This is a genomic window from Stenotrophomonas sp. 86428_Sma, assembly GCF_056481585.1.
Genome location: NZ_CM151156.1, coordinates 715,377 through 735,029, shown reverse-complemented (window position 1 = coordinate 735,029; position 19,653 = coordinate 715,377). Strand labels below are relative to the sequence as shown.

Genomic DNA, 19,653 nt, shown 5'->3' with positions numbered 1-19,653 from the left:
CTACAACGCCATCCGCTCGCGCAGTTCACGCGCCTGCCGCCGCGACACCTCCACCTCGCTGCCGTCATCCAGCGCCAGGTCATAACCATCAGCGATGCTGGGCGTCACGCCTCGGATACGGCGCAGGTTGACCAGCGTGTTGCGGTTGGCACGGAAGAACAGATCCGGCGGCAGGCGTGCCTCCAGCGCACTCAGGCTGCGGGTCAGCAACGCGTTCTGGTCGCGGAACCACAGCCGCGTGTAGTTGCCATCCACCACCAGCCGGCGGATCTCCGAGACCGCGACGAACCAGCAGCGTTCGCCCTCGCGCACGAACACCTGGTCCTGCGCGCCCAGCGTGCTGCGCGGCTCCGGTGTTTCGCCCGCCACCACCTCGCGCTGGCGCGCCCGCTGCAACGCTTCCAGCAAGCGCGGTGCCTCGACCGGCTTCACCAGATAGTCCAGCGCATTGGCCTGGAACGCGCGCACCGCGTAGGTGTCGTAGGCAGTAACGAAGATCACCGCCGGCACCGTCTCCAGCCCATCCAGAACATCGAAGCCACTGCCGGAGGGCATCTGCACATCCAGCAGCACCAGGTCCGGCGCCAGTGTGGCGATCGCCTCGCGCGCGGCCGGCACATCGTCGGCCTCGCCCACGCACTGCACCCACGGCAGCGCCGACAACAGCGTGCGCAGCTCCTGCCGCGCCAGCCGCGCATCATCAACGATCAACACGCGCAGCACGCCATTCATTGCGGAATCTCCAGCAGGGCCCGCATGCGGTCGCCGACCGGCTGCAGGATGAAACGACCTTGCGTACCGAGCTGCGCACGCAGGTAGGCCAGGCCGACGCCATGCCCAGGGGTGGGCTCGTTGGCGCTGCCCAGCGGATTATCCACCTGCAGGCGCAGCACGTCATTGTCCAGCGTGGCACGGATCTGCACCTCGCCGCCGCCGGGGCGGCTGGCGATGCCGTGCTTGATCGCGTTCTCCACCAGCAGCTGCAACGCCATCGCAGGCAGCTGCGCCTGCATGGCATCGGCATCGATCTGCCGCCGCACCTGCAGGCGCTGCTCGAAGTGGATGGCCTCGATGGCCAGATAGTCGTCGACCACCGCCAGTTCCTCGGCCAGCGTGACCTGCTCGCTGCGGTTGTGCGCCAGCGCCTGGCGCAGCGTGCGCGACAGGCGGGTGACCATGTCGCGCGCACGCTCAGGATCTTCCAGGATCAGCGCACGCAGGTTGTTCAGCGCATTGAACATGAAGTGCGGGTTGAGCCGCGCACGCAGCGCATCGCGTTCCAGCGCACTGCGCTCGGCTTCGGCGCGCAGGCGGGCCAGTTCCGCCCCGCGTATCCGGCGCAGGCTGTGCAGGCTTGCCCAGAGCGCTGCCCACAGGGCCAGCATCACCGCAGTGGTGTACCAGTAGAGCAGCAGCGCCTTGGGGCTGAAGTCGGCCGTCTGCCGCCCCAGGCTCACCCAGTTCCAGGCCAGCGCCGAGTGCAGCGCGATGTTCACCAGCAGCTGCGCCACTGCAGCACCCAATGCCACCGACAGCGCCAGCCGCAGCAACAGCCCGGCCGTTCCGCGCGCCCACCAGTCTGCACGCAGCGCCAGCGCGCGGATGGCACCGCTGCATCCGAACAGGGCCAACGCCAGGCCCAGCGTGATCAACACGCCTGCGCTTCCGGCATCGCTGAAATAGGCTTGGCGCAGGCCGATTCCGGCAACGCCATAGAGCGCCCATACCAGCGCATTGAGCAGCCAGAAGCGTAGCGTCGAGGAGGAATCCGGCATGTCCATTCCGAGGCGTGTTGAAACTCAGTGGTGGCGGTCGAGGAAGGCCTGCACCTGTTCCTGCAACCAGCGCGGATCATCCCACATCAGGAAGTGGAAACCCTGCGCGCTCATCGCGATCTGTACGCCCTGCAGTTTCGCGTACTGCGACTGGAACACCGCCCGGGTGCCGTCCTCGGTGCCACCCATCGGCTGGTAGCCGGCCCAGCTGCCCAGCACCAGCGTCGGTGCGGTGATCGAGGCAATGCTGTCACGCAGGTCAGTGGTCATCACCGCATGCATGGCATCGGCCGTGGTCTGGCGATCGCTGTCTTCGCCCCAGCGGCCCAGTTCGGCCTGGCGCTGCGGATCGCGGGTCATCCCCGGCAGGCCCGCCTTCAACTGCGCCCGCCATTGCGCGGCGTCGGCGGCCAGCATGCCCTTGCGCAGCTGGTCGGCCACCGGCCGCACGCTGTCAGCGGTGGCCTTCGGGTCACGCGCGGCCGGCAGGAATGGCAGGGCGTCAACCACCACCAGCGCGCTGACCGCCTTCGGCTCGGCCTGCGCCATCTGCAGGCCCAGAAGGCCACCGAGGCTGTGGCCCACCACCACCACCGGGCCCAGATGCTGGTCATGCAGGTAGGCCAGCAGCTGCCCGCGCATCGCCGGCAGGAACTCGACCGGGCGCGGATCGGCCGCGAGCGCACCGGCAAAGCCGGGCAGCTGCACCAGATGGCACTGCACATCCTTCAGGGCCAGGCAGGTCTCGCGCCACACCTCGGCGCTGCTGTTGAGGCCGGGAATCATCAGCAGCGGGCGGCCCTTGCCGACCACCTCGACCTGCACCTTGCCCGCCGCCGGGGCGCTGGCGGCGTGCGCCGAGCCGGAGCCGAGCACGGCCATCGCCATACCGATCATCGCCAGCCGGGCCAGGGCCTTCATTGCATACCAGAGTGCCAGGAAGATCTTCATCGTCTGCTCCTTCGTCAGGTGGGTGGTGCCGGGATGGGCTCAGCGTGCCGCCGGCCATGGCACCCGGGGGGCGATTTCGGAGCAGCGGCCGATCGCCGGGGCGAACGGTCGCAGGCGGCTGACGATATACGCCCGCAGAAATTGACAACATCCATCTTGATGAAGCGATATACTAATCCGCACCCGCCGCTGCCGCCCGTGCCATGACCGCCATCAGCTTCGAGTTCTATCCGCCCAAGACCGACGAACAGCGCAGCCAGCTGGACCGCGCCGCGGCCAGGCTGAAGGACTACGGTCCCGAGTACGTGTCGTGTACCTTCGGCGCCGGTGGCTCGACCCTGAGCTATACCTCCGAGACCGTGCGCCACCTCAACCAGCACCATGGCTTCGATGCCGCACCGCATCTGTCCTGCGTCGGCGGCACCCGTCAGGAAATCCGCGAGCTGCTCAAGCTGTACCGCGCCATCGGCTGCCGCCGCCTGGTCGCGCTGCGCGGCGATCTGCCGTCGGGCATGGGTTTCCCCGGTGACATGCGCTATGCCGCCGAACTGATCGACTTCATCCGCGCCGAGCACGGCGATGCGTTCCATATCGAAGTGGGCGCGTACCCGGAAACGCACCCGCAGGCTTCCGACGCACTGGCCGACCTGAAGCATTTCAAGGCCAAGATCGACGCCGGTGCCGATGCGGCGATCACCCAGTACTTCTTCAACCCCGATGCCTACTTCCATTTCGTCGACGAAGTGCGGCGGCTGGGCGTGCAGGTACCGATCACGCCCGGCATCATGCCGATCGCCAACTTCAGCCAGCTTCGCCGCTTCTCCGAACAGTGCGGTGCGGAGATCCCGCGCTGGATCAGCCGCAAGATGCAGGCCTATGGCGATGATGCGGAGTCGGTGCGTGCATTCGGCACTGAAGTGGTGGCCAAGCTGTGCCAGCGCCTGATCGAAGGCGGCGCACCCGGCCTGCACTTCTACACCTTGAACCTGGCCAAGCCGACCACTTCGGTGCTGAAGCTGCTGCAGGGCTGAAAGCACGGCGCGCAAGCGTGATCAGCGCTACCCTGCGAGGATGATCCGGCTTTCCTTCCTGCTGCTGCTGCCGTGCGTTCTGTCGAGCGCCGCCCACGCACAGTCCACGCGCCTGAACCGCTGCACCGATGCCCAGGGCCAAAGCGTCTACACCGACCGGCCCTGCGACAGCCTGGGCGCGCGGTCGCGGTTGCCACCGCCTGCGCCCGCCGGCAATACCCTGCAGCGCGACACCCTGGGGGCACGCTGCCCGCGGCGGCTGAGTGAACTGGTGGACGCGCTGCGCATCGGCATCGTCAGCAACGATGTGAATCGGCTGTCCTCACTGTATCTGTGGGGCGCGGTTTCCGATGCGGGCGCGCAGCGCATCCTCGGCCAGCTGGAATCGTTGGCGCGGCGGCCCCTGGTGGACGTGGTGCCGGTGTATCCGTCACAGGCGCTGCCGCAATCGCAGGATGAGGATCAGAGCCCTGCCGCGCTGGGATCCGACCCTGTGGCCTCTGTGGCGCGGCATCCCATCGGCCTGCGCCTGGAGCAGACGTTGCCCGGCAGCGCGTCGCGCGCTTCGACGGTGCTGGGGTTGCGACGGCAATACGGGTGTTTCTGGATCACGCTGTGATCGCGAGCATCCATCCACGCATGGCGTGGATCTACTGCCTCCATCCCACACGGTAGCGCCGGGCCATGCCCGGCGAGCGAAGCAGCCTTACTCCGGCCACAGCGCGCGGATGGCGGCGATGCCCTGCCCACCATGGCGACGCGCTTCGGCGATGTGACCGCGGCCGATACCGCCCAGGGCGTAGATCGGCAGTGACACCTGCGCGCGCAGCTCGGCGAACGCGTTCCAGCCCAGCGGCACGGCATCGGGATGGCTGGCCGTGGCCTGCACCGGGCCCAGCACGGCGAAGTCGCAGCCCAACCGCTGTGCGGCCTGCAGCTGCTGCAGGTCATGGCAGGACGCGGCCACCAGCTGGCCTTCGGGCAGCGGACGCTGCGACAGCTCCAGCAGCTGCTCGCTGCCCAGGTGCACCCCAACGCCCAGTACGCGCGCGCGTTCGATATCGCGGTTGAGCAGCCACTGCACCCCGCTGCGACGATGCGTACGCACGGCCTGTTCGACCATCGCCTGGCGCTGCGGATGCGCCGTCGGCAACCGCAGCTGGATGCGCTGCTGGCCCGCCGCCACCGCGCGCTGCAGCTGCTCATGCCAGTGCTGCACGCCGTCGGCGTCATCGGCCGGCGCCGGGGTGATCAGGTAGCTGTCGGGTTGGCGCAGCGCGGCCACCACCGGCAGATCGGCCGGTGGCATCGAATAGCGACCCAGTTTGTCCGGCGCCACCCAGGTAATGGCCTGGCCCTCGCGGCCACGTGGCGTCCCCTTCCAGCTGCGCACGTGGCGCACTTCCAGGGTCAGGTGCTTGTCCGGGTAGCGCTGCGGCACATCCATCAGCCATTCGCCGACATCGGCTTCGATGCCCAGTTCCTCGCGTAGCTCGCGAACCAACGCCTGTTCGGAGGTCTCGCCGGATTCGCGCTTGCCGCCGGGGAACTCCCACAGGCCGGCCATGTCGCGGTTCTCGGTACGACGGTTGAGCAGCACGCGGCCACGGGCGTCGGTGATGACGGCGGCCACGACGTGGATCGATCGGGTGGGGGGAGCCATGGGGGAAGCATGCCCAGAACAGGGCGGCCCGCGCAATCTCGGATCGGGCCGGATCAGCCCCGCGAAACAGCCGCCATGAAAAAAGAGCCCCGCTTTCGCGGGGCTCTTCGGGGTCAGCTCAGCTGGCCGTGGCAGTGCTTGTACTTCTTGCCACTGCCGCACGGGCATGGATCGTTGCGGCCGATCTTCGGCTCATCGCGCTGCGCCTGTGCAATGCCCTGCTGGGCAGCCTGCACCTGCGCGGCTTCCTCGTCGGCGCTGTAGCCGCCCACGTCCTGGTGCTGGAACTGCGACTGGCTCAGGCGCGCTTCGGCCTGCTGGCGTTCGGCTGCTTCCAGCGCCTGCACTTCCTCGTCGCTGCGGATGCGCACGCGCGACAGCAGGGTCACCACTTCGCGCTTGACGTTCTCCAGCATGTCCGAGAACAGCTCGAAGGCTTCCTTCTTGTACTCCTGCTTCGGCTGCTTCTGCGCGTAACCACGCAGGTAGATGCCCTGGCGCAGGTAGTCCATGCGCGCCAGGTGCTCCTTCCAGCTCTGGTCCAGCACGGTCAGCATCACGTGCTTCTCCAGCGCGCGCATGGTTTCCTCACCGACACCCGCTTCCTTCTCGGCAAAGTGCTGGTTGACGCGCTCCTGCACCTTGGCGGCGATGGCTTCGGCGTCCAGCTCTTCGTGCGACTTGACCAGGTCGGTCAGCGACATCTGCAGGCCGAAGTCCGACTCCAGGGTCGCTTCCAGGCCACGCAGGTCCCACTGCTCGTCGATCGAGTTCGGCGGCACGAAGCGGGCCACCACGTCGAAGATCACGTCGTCGCGGATGCCGTCGACGTTGTCCTTCACCGACTCGGCGTCCAGCAGTTCATCGCGCTGTGCGTAGATCACCTTGCGCTGGTCGTTGTTGACGTCGTCGAAGTCCAGCAGGTTCTTGCGGATGTCGAAGTTGTGGGCCTCGACCTTGCGCTGCGCCTTCTCGATCTGGCGGCTGACCAGGCGGTCTTCGATGACGTCGTCTTCCTTCATGCCCATCATGCGCATGGCCTTCTGCACCCAGTCGGAGGCGAAGATGCGCATCAGGTTGTCTTCCAGCGACAGGTAGAAGCGGGACGAACCCGGGTCACCCTGGCGGCCCGAACGGCCGCGCAGCTGGTTGTCGATACGGCGCGATTCATGGCGCTCGGTACCGACGATGTGCAGGCCGCCGGCAGCCTTGACGGCCTCGTGGCGCTTCTGCCAATCGGCCTTGACCGCGGCCTTCTGTTCGTCGGTCGCGCCTTCGCCCAGCTCGTGGATTTCCGCTTCCAGCGAACCGCCCAGCACGATGTCGGTACCACGACCGGCCATGTTGGTGGCGATGGTGACCGCGGCCGGACGACCGGCATTGGCGACGATGGTCGCTTCGCGGTCATGCTGCTTGGCGTTCAGCACTTCGTGCTTCACGCCGGCCTTGCGCAGGTGCTCGGACAGCATTTCCGAGGTTTCGATCGAGGTGGTACCCACCAGCACCGGCTGGCCACGCTTGGCGCACTCTTCGATGTCGGCCAGCACCGCATTGAACTTGCCCTTGCGGTTCAGGAACACCTGGTCCGGGCTGTCCTTGCGGATGGTCGGGCGGTTGGTCGGGATCACCACCACTTCCAGGCCGTAGATGCTCTGGAACTCGAAGGCTTCGGTATCGGCCGTACCGGTCATGCCGGACAGCTTCTTGTACATGCGGAACAGGTTCTGGAAGGTGATGCTCGCCAGCGTCTGGTTCTCGCGCTGGACCGGCACGCCTTCCTTCGCTTCCACCGCCTGGTGCAGGCCATCGGACCAGCGGCGGCCGGACAGGGTGCGGCCGGTGAACTCATCGACGATGACCACTTCGCCATCGCGCACGATGTAATCCACGTCACGCTGGTAGATCGCGTGCGCGCGCAGCGCGGCGTTCAGGTGGTGGACCACGGTCAGGTTCTGCGGCGCGTACAGGCCTTCGGTCTCGCCGTCGAGGATGCCGGCCTCGACCAGCAGCTGCTCGGCGTGCTCCATGCCCGCTTCGGACAGGTGCACCTGCTTGCCCTTCTCATCGACCCAGAAGTCGCCTTCGCCGTCTTCCGCTTCCTGCTTGACCAGGTTCGGCACGACGCGGTTGACGCGGATGTACAGCTCCGGGGAATCGTCGGCCGGGCCGGAGATGATCAGCGGGGTACGCGCTTCGTCGATCAGGATGGAGTCGACTTCGTCGACGATGGCGTAGTGCAGGCCGCGCTGGTAGCGGTCGGCCTTGGACAGCGCCATGTTGTCGCGCAGGTAGTCGAAGCCGAATTCGTTGTTGGTGCCGTAGGTGATGTCCGAGGCGTAGGCTTCGCGCTTGTCGCTGTGCGGCATGCCCGGGTACACCACGCCCACGCTCAGGCCCAGCCAGTTGTACAGCTTGCCCATCTGCGCGGCGTCGCGGCGGGCCAGGTAGTCGTTCACGGTGACCACGTGCACGCCCTTGCCTTCCAGCGCGTTGAGGTACACCGGCAGGGTCGCCACCAGGGTCTTGCCTTCACCGGTGCGCATTTCTGCGATCTTGCCCAGGTGAAGCACCATGCCGCCGATCAGCTGCACGTCGTAGTGGCGCATGCCCAGCACGCGGCGACCGGCTTCGCGGCAGACCGCGAACGCTTCCGGCAGCACCTTGTCCAGGGCTTCACCGTCGGCGATGCGCTGCTTGAACTCCGGCGTCTTGGCCTGAAGCTGCTCGTCGGAAAGCTTCTCGATCTCCGGCTCCAGCGCATTGATCTTGGCGACGATGCGGTTGAGCTGGCGCAGCTGTCGTTCGTTACGACTGCCAAATACGCGGGTAAGCAGGCTGTTGATCATTGAAGGAACCGGGTTGGATGGACACGACGCCCGGCCTCCCCCTTGGGATCCGTCCGCCGCAAACGAAACAGGGCGCCTGGCGCCCTGTCGATGGCAACACCCATTGTAGCTTGGGACGGCCGCAAGGGGTTTCAACCCTTTGGCGGCAATGGCATCCGAACACTCCCGGTAGTGCCGGCCGCTGGCCGGGTACGCGTCAGCGCATGCGCGCTGGCGCTCCCACGCTTCGCTGCGCGAACCGTGGGCCCCGCTTACCTCGCCTCCACACCCCCGCGCCTACGGCGCTGCCCCCGTACTCCGGGGGCGGTAGTGCCGACAGCAGCCGGCACCCCAATGGGGCTTCAGCCGCGGCTGACGCGGCCGACCGGCGTGTTGCCGCCGTCGCCGAGGAACTTGCGCGGGTTGACCACGTTGCCGTTCTCCCACACCTCGAAGTGCACGTGGGCGCCGGTCGAACGACCGGTGGAACCGGCCTTGGCCACTTCCTGCCCGGCACGGACCAGGTCGCCGACCTTCACCACCAGGCGCGAATTGTGCGCGTAGCGGGTGACGTAGCCGTTACCATGGTCGACGTCGACCACGTTGCCGTAGCCGCCCTTCACGCCGGAGAAGCTGACCACGCCTTCGGCCACGGCCATCACCGGGTCACCGACCTTGGCGTGGAAGTCCATGCCCTTGTGGGTGGCGGCACCGCGGCCGAACGGGTCGGCACGGGTGCCGAAACCGGAGGTCACGTAGCTGTTGCGGATCGGCATGCGCGAGGGCACGGCGTTCTGCTGCAGCTGGTGGTCGAACATCAGCGATTCCATCACCGACAACTGGCGGCCTGAAGCAGCGAAGCGCTGCTCCAGCACCTGTAAGTCGGCGTTGACGTCCTTGACCGGGATGTCGCTGGTCGGGCCGCCGGCGTCGCCGTCACCGAGACCGGGGGTCTCGTTGAAGTCGAACTCGCCGTCTTCCAGCTTGCCCATCTGGGTCAGCCGTTCGCCGAGGGCGTTGAGGCGGGTGGCCTGGGCCTGCAGCTCGCCGAGGCGGGCCGCCAGCGCGTTGACCTGGGTCTGCGCATCGCGCTTGACCTTGGCCAGCTCTGCATCCTGGCGCTCGACCTTGGCCTGCAGGCGGGAATCATTCAGCGCGCTGGCGCCAATGCCGCCGGCAAGGCCGATAATGCAGCCTACCCCGAGCACGCTGCCCAGCAGGGCGCGGGGGCGGTCCTCGAAATAGAACCGCAAACGCGCGATCGGCGACGCTTTGGCCTGTCCTTCACGCGTTTTGATTACGATCTTTTTGAATGCCATCAGTGAGTTTTCATGTCTGAGCCGAAATCCAGCGTTCGCCCCGCGTCAGTGCCGAAGCCGGCGCTGGATGCGGTGATGGCGGACAAAAGCGGGAACCCGCTGCGGCGTGCCTTGTGGCTCGACGCGCTGGACCGTCAGTTGCGCCCCCAGTTGCCGCCACCTCTGCGCAGCCGTTGCCGGCTGGCCAATGTGGACGGGGAACACCTCGTTTTTCTCGTCGAGTCCCCGGTCTGGCATGCCAAGTTGCGGCTTGCCGAAGCCCAGTTGCTCGACGCGGCCCGTTCCATCGGGCTGAAGGCCACCAGGGTGACCATCAAGACTGCGTCTCCCACTCCCACGCGCTCCCCAGCGCTCGACAACCGGAATGGACCCCACGCAGTTTCAGCCGCCACGCACAAAGGGCTACGCGACGCCTTGGCGTGCCTGCAGGACGTTCCTTCGAAGCCGAAGAAGCGGTCCTGACGACAACGGAGCATCCGGCTCCGCTCCCCGTCGCGCGTGTCACCACGGCGTGAAACATTTCGGGGGCCGGGTCGCATCCTAGCTGCCATCCGGGGGCCTGTCGTTAGATTGTTGTTAAAACTACGTTAAATTCAGGCTTCCGATCCAACAGGTTCACAAAACCGTGACCTCGAACCGGCCTTGACGCGCGTCAAGCATGCTGAATGCGCCGGACACGCCTGAAACGACAACGCCGCCCTGGAAGGCGGCGCTTTTGTCTTTCAATTCAACGATCTACAGGAATCAGGCGTAGGCCGGAGTGGCATATTCCACCGGGTCCGGGGTGGCCGGCGAGTCGAAGCTGACCCATTCCCAGGCGGTGGCGTCGGCCATCAGCGCCCGCACCAGCTTGTTGTTGAGGGCGTGACCGGACTTGAAGCCTTCGTAGGCACCCAGCACCTGGCCACCGGCCAGATAGAGGTCGCCGATCGCGTCGAGGATCTTGTGGCGCACGAACTCGTCGGCGTAGCGCAGGCCGTCTTCGTTGAGCACGCGGAACTCGTCCAGCACGATGGCATTGTCCATCGAACCGCCCAGGCCCAGGTTGCGCTCGCGCATGTATTCCAGGTCGCGCATGAAACCGAAGGTGCGCGCGCGGGAGATTTCCTTGGTGTAGGCCAGCGTCGAGAACTCGATTTCCTGGCGCGACTGCTTGGCCGGGATCATCGGGTGATCGAACTGGATGGTGAAGCCCAGCTTGTAGCCCTCGTACGGGCTGAAGCGGGCCACCTTGTCGCCCTCGGTCACTTCCACGGTCTTCAGCACGCGGATGAAGCGCTTGGGCGCGTCCTGTTCCACGATGCCTGCCGACTGCAGCAGGAACACGAACGGGCCGGCCGAACCGTCCATGATCGGCAGCTCGGCCGAGGACAGTTCGACGATGATGTTGTCCACACCCAGGCCGGCCAGCGCCGACATCAGGTGTTCGACGGTCTGGATCTTGGCGTCGTTGCAGGTCAGGCCGGTGCACAGGGTCACTTCGGTGACCAGTTCGGCCTTGGCCGGCACTTCCACCACCGGGTCCAGATCCACGCGACGGAACACGATCCCATGGTTGACCGGTGCCGGGCGCAGGGTCATGTAGACCTTGTCACCGCTGTGCAGGCCAACGCCGGTGGCGCGGATCGTGTTCTTGAGGGTGCGTTGCTGGATCATGGGGGATGGGCCGGAAGTGACACATTAGATTAACACGCGCCCTCCCCTACCCTGGCTGAAACGCCAGTGAAGGCTGCCGGCAGGACGCACCGGCACGCCGCGGGGACGCGCGTGAAGCAGGGCAGCCGGACCCATCCTGGCCCGGCGCCCGCGTTTTCAGGACATGGTGGCGCAACCCGGGGAGGACAAGCCCCGGGCGCCCCGCTTAGTCCGCCTGGCGGCGCAGGAACGCCGGGATGTCCAGGTAATCGTTCGGCAGTTCCGCCGCCGCCGGGGCCGAAGCGGCCGGGGCCGAGGGAGCGGAGGCTGCCGCGGTATCGCTGCTGGCGCGACGCAGGCCCAGACCCATGCCGCCCACGGCCTTGGACACGGCGTCGCCGCCGTTGTCGAAGTCACCGAATTCCGGCTGGCCGGTGGTGGCATTGCGGACCAGCTTGATCGGCGCACGCTCGCCCGGACGCTGGGTCTTGCTGGCCGATACGCGGTTCAGGCCGGTAGCGACCACGGTCACGCGCACTTCGTCCTGCATGTCCGGATCCAGCACGGTACCGACCACCACGGTGGCGTCCTCGGAAGCGAAGCCATCGATCGTGCGGCCGATCTCGTCGAACTCGGCCATGGTGAAGTCGGCGCCGGCGGTGATGTTGACCAGGATGCCGTTGGCACCGGCCAGGTTCACATCGTCCAGCAGCGGGTTCTGGATCGCGGCTTCGGCCGCGGCCTGGGCGCGGTCATCACCACGGGCGGTGCCGGTACCCATCATCGCCAGGCCCATTTCGGACATGACGGTGCGCACGTCGGCGAAGTCGACGTTGATCAGGCCCGGACGCACGATCAGGTCGGCGATGCCCTGCACGGCGCCCTGCAGCACGTCGTTGGCGGCACGGAAGGCCTGGATCATGGTCGCGTTGCGACCCAGCACGGTAATCAGCTTCTCGTTCGGGATGGTGATCAGCGAGTCGCAGTGCTGGCTCAGTTCCTCGATGCCCTTCAGCGCCACCTGCATGCGGCGACGGCCTTCGAACGGGAACGGCTTGGTGACCACGGCCACGGTCAGGATGCCCATTTCCTTGGCCAGCTGTGCCACCACCGGCGCAGCGCCGGTGCCGGTACCACCGCCCATGCCGGCGGTGATGAACACCATGTCCGCACCCTGCAGGGCGTCCATGATGCGCTCACGGTCTTCCAGCGCGGCCTGACGGCCGACTTCCGGGTTGGCGCCTGCGCCCAGGCCCTTGGTCACGTTGGTACCCAGCTGCAGCTGCAGCTTGGCACCGCAATTCTTGATGGCCTGCGAGTCGGTGTTGGCGGTGATGAATTCCACGCCGTCCACCGCCGAGTTGACCATGTGCGCCACGGCATTGCCGCCGCCGCCGCCCACGCCAACCACCTTGATCACCGCATTGGGTGCCATCTTTTCGATCAGTTCAAAATGCGCCATGTCCGTGTCCTCGTTGTATCCGCTTTGGCTGGCATGGGCATTCGGGCGTCCTGCCGTCCTGCTGCATGCCGACGTTGCGGCTGTGTGGGTTGTGTGTTGCCGGTGTTGCGTTGTGCTACGGGTACTGCGGGTGCTGCGCCCGGGCGATGCCCGGTGTTACGGGTTCCGCGTCAGAACTCGCCGCGGAACCAGGTCTTGAGTTTCTTGAACATGCTTCCAGCGCGCCCGGTCGGCAGCGACGGCCGCCGCGGGTGCTCGATCTGGCTGCCCATCAGCAGCAGGCCCACGCCGGTGGCATGCACCGGGTTGCCCACCACTTCGCCCAGGCCGGTGACGTGCTGCGGGATGCCCACGCGAACCGGCATCTGCAGCATTTCCTCGGCCAGTTCGACCACGCCTTCCATCTTCGAAGCGCCACCGGTCAGCACCATGCCGGCGCGTACCAGTTCCTCGAAGCCGGAGCGGCGCAGTTCGGCCTGCACCATCTCGAAGATTTCCTCGTAGCGGCCCTGCACGGCCTGCGCCAGCGAATGGCGCGGCATGCGGCGCGGCGGGCGGTCGCCCACCGACGGCACCTGGATGCTTTCCTCGGCGGTGGCCAGCTGGGCCAGGGCGCAGGCATAGCGCACCTTGATCTGCTCGGCTTCCGGGGTCGGCGTGCGCAGCATGTGCGCGATGTCATTGGTGACGTGGTCGCCGGCGATCGGCAGCGAAGCCGTGTGGCAGATCGCGCCCTGCACGAACACCGCGATATCGGTGGTGCCGGCGCCCATGTCGACCAGCACCACGCCCAGCTCGCGCTCGTCAGCGGTCAGCACCGCCACGCTGGAGGCCAGCGAGGACAGCACCAGGTCGTCCACCTGCAGGCCGCAGCGCTGGACGCATTTGCTGATGTTGGCCGCAGCCGACTGCGCGCACACCACCAGGTGGGCATGTACTTCCAGGCGCACGCCGGTCATGCCGACCGGGTTGCGGATGCCTTCCTGCGAATCGTCCAGGACGTACTCGCGCGGGATCGCGTGCAGGATCTTCTGGTCGGCCGGAATCGCCACGGCCTTGGCCGCATCGAGCACGCGATCCAGGTCGCCCCAGGTCACTTCGCCGTCGCGGATCGGCACGATGCCGGGCGAATTCTTGCACTGCACGTGGTTGCCGGAAATCGAGGCATACACCGAGCGGATCTCGCAGCCGGCCATCAGCTCGGCTTCTTCCACCGCGCGCTGGATCGACTGCACGGTCGATTCGATGTCCACCACCACGCCACGCTTGAGCCCGCGCGACTCGTGCGAGCCGATGCCGATCACTTCGATCGGGTTGCCCGGCGAGTACTCGCCCACCAGCGCCACCACCTTGGAGGTGCCGATGTCCAGGCCAACGATCAGCGATTTGTCACCCTTGCGATTCATGTCCTTTCCTGCGTCCTGCTGGCTGGGGTCGCCGGCGTTTTCGCCGGCGTGGCCGGGGTACCCCAGCTCAGCGTGAAACCATTGGTGTAACGGAGATCGGCGCGCTCGATCGGCGCGTCCTGACGGTTGAGCTGCGGCAGCACCTTGACGAAGCGCTGCATGCGCGAGCGCGCGTCGTCGCGGCCGACCACCACTTCGGTACCGTTGCTCAGCACCAGCGACCAGCTGCCGCGCGCATCCATCGTCACCCGGCGCACGTCGACGCCGGCCGGTGCGAACAATGCACGCGAGTCGCTGTACAGCTTCATCACTTCTTCGGTCTGGCTGTCGGGGCCGTCCAGTTCGGGCAGCGCCAGATCGGCCAGCTTCTTCGGCGTGGGGAACAACTTGCCCTGCTCGGAAACCAGGCGGTCGTTGCCCCAGCGCGCGAACGGCTTGTGCTCGACCAGGGTCACTTCCAGCACGTCCGGCCACTGCTTGCGCACCTGCGCGCTTTCCACCCACGGCAGCTGTTCCAAGGCGTCCTGCGCGTCCTGCAGCTTGACCGCGAAGAAGCCCGCATGCGCGTACGGCAGCAGCACCTGCTGCAACTGCTCGGCCGGCACCCGCTTGAACTCACCATGCACGCGCAGCTTCGCCAGCGGCCAGCGCTCGGCGCCGACCCAGCCATTGACCACGGCCACCACCGGCAGTGCAACCACCGACAGCGCCAACAGCCAGACGAAGATGCGCAGCACCGCGTTCATGCGTGCGAGGCCTCCAGGGTCTGTTCCAGCACGCGCCACACCAGCTCTTCGAAGCTGATGCCGGCCTGGCCTGCGGCCTTGGGCACCAGCGAATGGCTGGTCATGCCCGGCGCGGTATTCACTTCCAGCAGGAAGAAGCGGCCGCTGCTGCGATCGCGCATCACGTCCACGCGGCCCCAGCCACGGCAGCCGGCGGCACGGAACGCGGCCAGCGCGATGCGCCGGATTTCTTCTTCGTCGTCACCGTCCAGGCCCGGGCACAGATACTGGGTGTCTTCGGCGATGTACTTGGCGTTGTAGTCGTACCACTGGCCCTTGGGCACGATGCGGATCGACGGCAGCGCGACATCCCCCAGGATGGCCACGGTCAGTTCGTCGCCCACCACCATCTGCTCCATCAGCAGCTGGCCGTCGTAGCGCGCGGCCAGCGCCACGGCTTCATCGAGGCCGGCGTCGTCGGTGACCCGGCTGATGCCCACGCTGGAGCCTTCATTGGCCGGCTTCACCACTACCGGCAGGCCCAGTTCGGCTGCCAGTGCATGCACCGTGGTCGCGTCCACCTTCCGGTACTGCGGGGTGGGCAGGCCCAGCGACAGCCACACCTGCTTGGTGCGGATCTTGTCCATGCTCAGCGCCGAGCCCAGCACGTTCGAGCCGGTGTACGGCACGCCGAAGGCGTCCATCAGGCCCTGCACGATGCCGTCCTCACCGCCACCGTTGTGGCCATGCAGGATGTTGAACACGCGATCGATGCCACCGGCGGCGAGCGCCTTGGCCAGCGCCGGAATGCCATCCACCGCGAACGCATCGACGCCGCGCGACTGCAGCGCTTCCAGTACGTTGCGGCCGGAGTCCAGCGACACCTCGCGTTCGCTGGAGCTGCCGCCGAGCAGCACGGCGACGCGGCCGAACACGGCCGGGTCGGTCACGCGCAGCGGCGGGAAGGTCAGCGCGCTCACGCCTCGCCCTCCCCCTTGAAGCCTTCCACCGCGATATGGGTGGCCACGGCACCGATGTCGCCGGCCCCCATCATCAGCAGCAGGTCACCGTCCTGCAGCACGTCCGGCAGCACGCTGGCCAGCTCGGCGGCCTTGCCCACCACCACCGGCTCGCTGCGGCCACGCGCTCGGATGGCGCGGGCCAACGCATGCGAATCGGCACCGGCAATCGGTTCCTCGCCGGCCGGGTAGACCTCGCTCAGCACCAGTGCATCGACGCTGGACAGCACCGCGGCGAACTTGTCGAACTGGTCGCGGGTACGGCTGTAGCGGTGCGGCTGGAAGGCCACCACCAGGCGCTTGTCGGCCCAGCCACCACGGGCGGCGGCGAACACCGCTTCCAGCTCACTCGGGTGATGACCGTAGTCGTCGATGATGCGGACCTTGGCGCCGCTGGCGGTGGTCACTTCGCCCAGATCGTTGAAGCGACGGCCGACACCGGCGAAGCCTTCCAGTGCGCGCGCGATCGCGTCCGGTGCCACGCCCAGCTGCCAGCCCACCGCAGCGGCGGCCAGCGCGTTGAGTACGTTGTGCTTGCCCGGCAGCGCCAGCACCACTTCCTGGCTGGTGCCCTGCGGCAGGCGCAGGGTGAAGCGCATGCGCGAGCCTTCCTGCACCACGTTCTCGGCGCGCACGTCGGCCTGCGGGCTCATGCCGTAGCTCATCACGTGGCGCGGGGTCTTGGCAGCCAGAGCCGCGACTTCTGGATCGTCGATGCACAGCACCGCCAGGCCGTAGAACGGCAGGCGCTGCAGGAACTCGGCGAACGCCGCCTGCACGCGGGCGAAGTCGTTGCCGTAGTTCTCCAGGTGGTCGGCATCAATGTTGGTGATGATCGACATCAGCGGATTCAGGCGCAGGAAGCTGCCATCGCTTTCGTCAGCCTCGGCCACCAGCCACTGGCCACCACCCAGCTTGGCGTTGGCACCGGCGGCCAGCAGCTGGCCTCCGATCACGAACGTCGGGTCCAGGCCACCTTCGCTCAGCACTGCAGCGGTGAGGCTGGTGGTGGTGGTCTTGCCGTGGGTACCGGCCACCGCGATGCCGCGGCGGAAGCGCATCAGCTCGGCCAGCATCGCCGCACGCGGCATGATCGGAATGCGCTGGCTGCGCGCTTCCATCAGTTCCGGGTTGTCTTCGCGGATGGCACTGGAGACCACCACGCAGTCGGTGCCCAGCACGTTGGCTGCGGAGTGACCGCGCATGATGCGCGCACCCAGGCTGGCCAGGCGACGGGTCGCCACGTTGTCGGCATTGTCCGAGCCGGACACCTCATAGCCCAGCGTCAGCATCACTTCGGCGATACCGCTCATGCCGGTGCCGCCGATGCCGACGAAATGCACGCGCGGGAACGCGCGCACCAGGTCGTTGGTGTCGTGCAGGCGACGGATCATGCGCGGCCTCGCGCAGGGCAGGCGCGGTGGCATGCCTTCTTCATACAGCTTCCTCAAGAATGATATCGGCGATGCGCTCGGCGGCATCGACCTTGGCCAGGGCACGCGCGGCTTGCGCCATCTGCATGCGGCGGGCGGGATTTTCGGACAGATCGCGCAGCAGTGCGGCAATGCCGTCGGCCAGCGTTCCGTCCTGCTTCAGCAAAACCGCCGCGCCGCGCTCGACCAGGTACTCTGCATTGCGGGTCTGGTGATCGTCGACGGCAGCGGGGAAAGGCACCAGCACGCTGCCGACACCCACCGCACACAGCTCGGCCAGCGTCGAAGCGCCCGCACGGCACACCACCAGATCGGCCCAGGCAAAGGCCTCGGCCATGTCGGCGATGAACGGCGTGATTTCAGCCTGCACGCCGGCCTTGGCATATGCCTCGACCGCTTCGGCATGCAGCTTTTCGCCGCTCTGGTGGCGAACCTGCACCGGCACACTCGTGCCCAGCGCAGCAATCGCCTGCGGCACGCCGGTGTTGAGCGCACGCGCGCCCTGGCTGCCACCGACCACCAGCACGCGCAGCGGGCCCTGGCGGTCAGCGAAACGCTGTTCCGGCGGTGCGATGGCGGCGATCTCCGCACGTACCGGGTTGCCGACGAACTCCTCGCCCTTGACGAAGGTGCCCGGGAAGCCGGTCAGCAGCCGGCGCGCATAGCGCGACAGGATGCGGTTGGTCATGCCGGGAGCGCGATTCTGTTCGTGCACCAGCAGCGGCAGGCCGTGCAGGCGTGTGGCCATGCCCCCCGGGCCGGACGCGAAACCACCGAAGGCGACCACCGCACGCGGCTGGCGCTTGCGGATGATCATGCCGGCCGCGCGCAGCGCGCGCATCAGCCGCCACGGCGCGCCCAGCAGGGCCAGCTTGCCTTTGCCGCGCAGGCCGGTGATGGCCAGCGTGTCGATCGGAATGTCGTGCTGCGGCACCAGGCGGGTTTCCATCGCACCATCGGCGCCCATCCAGGTGACCGGTACGCCGCGGGCGCGCAGCACGCGGGCCACGGCCAGGCCGGGGAAGATGTGACCGCCGGTGCCACCGGCCAGGATCATCACCGGGCGCACGTTATCGGTGGCTGCGCTCATGACAGCCTCCCAAAGGTCGGTTCGATGCGCGACTGCAGGCGGCTGGTACCGCGTGCGGCGTTCGCTGCAGCGGCAGCCGTCGGCTCGGCGCTCATCGGCACGCTGGCCGCAGCCGGTGCGGCCGGCGCGTCCACGGGTGCATCGGCCATGGCCTCGTCGCCACCGCCGATGCGCACGGCCTGGCGACGCTCGGCGCGCTTGAGTTCATAGGAGACGCGCAACAGCAGGCCCATCGCCACGCAGGTCATCAGCACCGACGAACCGCCGGAGGAGATCAGCGGCAGGGTCAGGCCCTTGGTCGGCAGGATGCCCAGATTCACGCCAATCGAGACGAAGGTCTGCATGCTGATCCACAGGCCGATGCCGAAGGCGATGTAACCGGAGAAGTGGCGCTTCATTTCCACGCAGCGCATGCCCAGCCAGAAGGTGCGGCCGACCAGCAGCGCGTACAGGGCCACGATCACGCAGGTGCCGAGGAAACCGAATTCCTCGGCAGTAACCGAGAAGATGAAGTCGGTATGTGCTTCCGGCAGGTAGTACAGCTTCTGCACCGAGTTGCCCAGGCCAACGCCGGTCCACTCGCCGCGGCCCACGGCCATCAGCGCGTTGGACAGCTGGTAGCCGTCGCCCTGCTGGTCGGCCCACGGGTCCAGGAAGGAGGTGATGCGGCGCATGCGGTACGGCTCGATGATCGCCAGCGCGCTCATGCCGACCAGGCCGATGATCACCGGCATCGACATGCGCGGCATGTTCACACCGCCCAGCACCAGCATGCCGGCGGTGATCGCCAGCAGCAGGGTCGAGGAACCGAAGTCCGGCTGCAGCAGCAGCAACAGCACCAGCGCACCGGCCACGCCCAGTGGCTTGAGCATCGCCGGCCAGGTCGCGTTGACCTCGTCGCGGAAGCGCACCAGGTAGCTGGACAGCCAGACGATGTAGAGCACCTTCACCGCTTCCACCGTCTGGAACTTGGAGATGCCCAGATTGATCCAGCGGCGTGCGCCGTTGACCGTGCTGCCCAGGCCCGGTGCGAACACCGCCAGCAGCAGCACGAAGCAGCCCAGCAGCAGCATCTGGTTGTACTGCTCGATGGACTTCAGTTCAGTGCGGGCGGCTACGACCGCCAGCACGATACCCACCGCCAGGAAGATCAGGTGGCGGTTGAGGTAGTAGAACGGGCTGCTCATCAGAGCGATCGAGCTGGACGCCACCATCACCACGCCGATGCCCGTGAGCGCGATGATCGCGCCCAGCAGCCACTTGTCGTAGCTGCCTTCGATGGCCTCAAGGCGTGTTGCCTGGCGGGACAGGTCGTTCAT

At 67.2% G+C, this 19,653-nt stretch carries 16 protein-coding genes and 1 pseudogene; 3 read left to right on the top strand and 14 right to left on the bottom strand.

Features of this window, described 5'->3' with window-relative positions; translation table 11 throughout:
- Genes ACZK3J_RS03265 through ACZK3J_RS03255 form a run of 3 tightly spaced genes read right to left on the bottom strand, consistent with a single transcriptional unit; the run spans window position 1 to window position 2,726 of the window.
- Window positions 1-732, bottom strand: coding sequence for a LytR/AlgR family response regulator transcription factor (locus tag ACZK3J_RS03265; protein ID WP_100437887.1), 732 nt, complete (start codon window positions 730-732; stop codon window positions 1-3).
- Window positions 729-1,775, bottom strand: coding sequence for a sensor histidine kinase (locus tag ACZK3J_RS03260; RefSeq protein WP_100437952.1), 1,047 nt, complete (start codon window positions 1,773-1,775; stop codon window positions 729-731). Before ACZK3J_RS03260 ends, ACZK3J_RS03265 begins: the two co-directional genes overlap by 4 nt.
- Before the next feature lie 24 nt (window positions 1,776-1,799).
- Complete coding sequence (locus tag ACZK3J_RS03255) at window positions 1,800-2,726, bottom strand: alpha/beta fold hydrolase (RefSeq protein WP_100437886.1); 927 nt, start codon at window positions 2,724-2,726, stop codon at window positions 1,800-1,802.
- 203 nt (window positions 2,727-2,929) lie between these two features.
- On the opposite strand from ACZK3J_RS03255, the gene metF reads away from it, so the two are divergent.
- Window positions 2,930-3,757 carry a methylenetetrahydrofolate reductase [NAD(P)H] gene (gene metF, locus ACZK3J_RS03250; RefSeq protein ID WP_049399801.1) on the top strand — a complete coding sequence of 276 codons (828 nt, stop codon included), beginning with the start codon at window positions 2,930-2,932 and terminating at the stop codon, window positions 3,755-3,757.
- A 40-nt stretch (window positions 3,758-3,797) separates the two neighbouring features.
- The gene (locus tag ACZK3J_RS03245) at window positions 3,798-4,376 is read left to right on the top strand and encodes a DUF4124 domain-containing protein (protein WP_100437885.1); all 579 of its coding nucleotides are present in this window, start codon (window positions 3,798-3,800) and stop codon (window positions 4,374-4,376) included.
- An 87-nt stretch (window positions 4,377-4,463) separates the two neighbouring features.
- On the opposite strand, the gene ACZK3J_RS03240 is transcribed toward ACZK3J_RS03245, so the two are convergent.
- From ACZK3J_RS03240 to ACZK3J_RS03230, 3 genes are all read right to left on the bottom strand, one after another.
- Complete coding sequence (locus ACZK3J_RS03240; protein WP_100437884.1) at window positions 4,464-5,420, bottom strand: Nudix family hydrolase; 957 nt, start codon at window positions 5,418-5,420, stop codon at window positions 4,464-4,466.
- Between the two features lie 113 nt (window positions 5,421-5,533).
- Window positions 5,534-8,266 (bottom strand): preprotein translocase subunit SecA, encoded by a 2,733-nt coding sequence (secA, locus tag ACZK3J_RS03235; RefSeq protein WP_032129708.1) that lies wholly within the window; start codon window positions 8,264-8,266, stop codon window positions 5,534-5,536.
- Window positions 8,267-8,607: 341 nt separating this feature from the next.
- Complete coding sequence (locus ACZK3J_RS03230; RefSeq protein WP_049399804.1) at window positions 8,608-9,564, bottom strand: M23 family metallopeptidase; 957 nt, start codon at window positions 9,562-9,564, stop codon at window positions 8,608-8,610.
- 12 nt (window positions 9,565-9,576) lie between these two features.
- On the opposite strand from ACZK3J_RS03230, the gene ACZK3J_RS03225 reads away from it, so the two are divergent.
- On the top strand, window positions 9,577-10,026 hold the full coding sequence (locus ACZK3J_RS03225) for a DciA family protein (protein WP_005408086.1): 450 nt from the start codon (window positions 9,577-9,579) through the stop codon (window positions 10,024-10,026).
- 282 nt (window positions 10,027-10,308) lie between these two features.
- Here the strand turns inward: ACZK3J_RS03225 and lpxC are convergent, their stop codons facing one another.
- From lpxC to ftsW, 8 genes and pseudogenes are all read right to left on the bottom strand, one after another.
- A complete protein-coding gene (gene lpxC, locus ACZK3J_RS03220; protein ID WP_005408085.1) occupies window positions 10,309-11,220 on the bottom strand; it encodes a UDP-3-O-acyl-N-acetylglucosamine deacetylase in 912 nt (303 codons plus the stop codon).
- Window positions 11,221-11,425: 205 nt separating this feature from the next.
- Complete coding sequence (gene ftsZ, locus ACZK3J_RS03215) at window positions 11,426-12,661, bottom strand: cell division protein FtsZ (protein ID WP_043397963.1); 1,236 nt, start codon at window positions 12,659-12,661, stop codon at window positions 11,426-11,428.
- Between the two features lie 170 nt (window positions 12,662-12,831).
- Complete coding sequence (gene ftsA / locus ACZK3J_RS03210) at window positions 12,832-14,067, bottom strand: cell division protein FtsA (protein ID WP_005408083.1); 1,236 nt, start codon at window positions 14,065-14,067, stop codon at window positions 12,832-12,834.
- A gap of 68 nt (window positions 14,068-14,135) precedes the next feature.
- Window positions 14,136-14,813: pseudogene (locus ACZK3J_RS03205) on the bottom strand (cell division protein FtsQ/DivIB); the annotation flags it as partial.
- Window positions 14,810-15,772 carry a D-alanine--D-alanine ligase gene (locus tag ACZK3J_RS03200; protein WP_049399805.1) on the bottom strand — a complete coding sequence of 321 codons (963 nt, stop codon included), beginning with the start codon at window positions 15,770-15,772 and terminating at the stop codon, window positions 14,810-14,812. The gene ACZK3J_RS03200 and the pseudogene ACZK3J_RS03205, both read right to left, overlap by 4 nt.
- Window positions 15,769-17,205 (bottom strand): UDP-N-acetylmuramate--L-alanine ligase, encoded by a 1,437-nt coding sequence (gene murC / locus ACZK3J_RS03195; RefSeq protein ID WP_012510048.1) that lies wholly within the window; start codon window positions 17,203-17,205, stop codon window positions 15,769-15,771. The genes ACZK3J_RS03200 and murC overlap by 4 nt, the downstream gene beginning before the upstream one ends.
- A 40-nt stretch (window positions 17,206-17,245) precedes the next feature.
- A complete protein-coding gene (gene murG / locus ACZK3J_RS03190) occupies window positions 17,246-18,334 on the bottom strand; it encodes an undecaprenyldiphospho-muramoylpentapeptide beta-N-acetylglucosaminyltransferase (protein WP_100437883.1) in 1,089 nt (362 codons plus the stop codon).
- A complete protein-coding gene (gene ftsW, locus ACZK3J_RS03185; protein ID WP_100437882.1) occupies window positions 18,331-19,653 on the bottom strand; it encodes a putative lipid II flippase FtsW in 1,323 nt (440 codons plus the stop codon). The genes murG and ftsW overlap by 4 nt, the downstream gene beginning before the upstream one ends.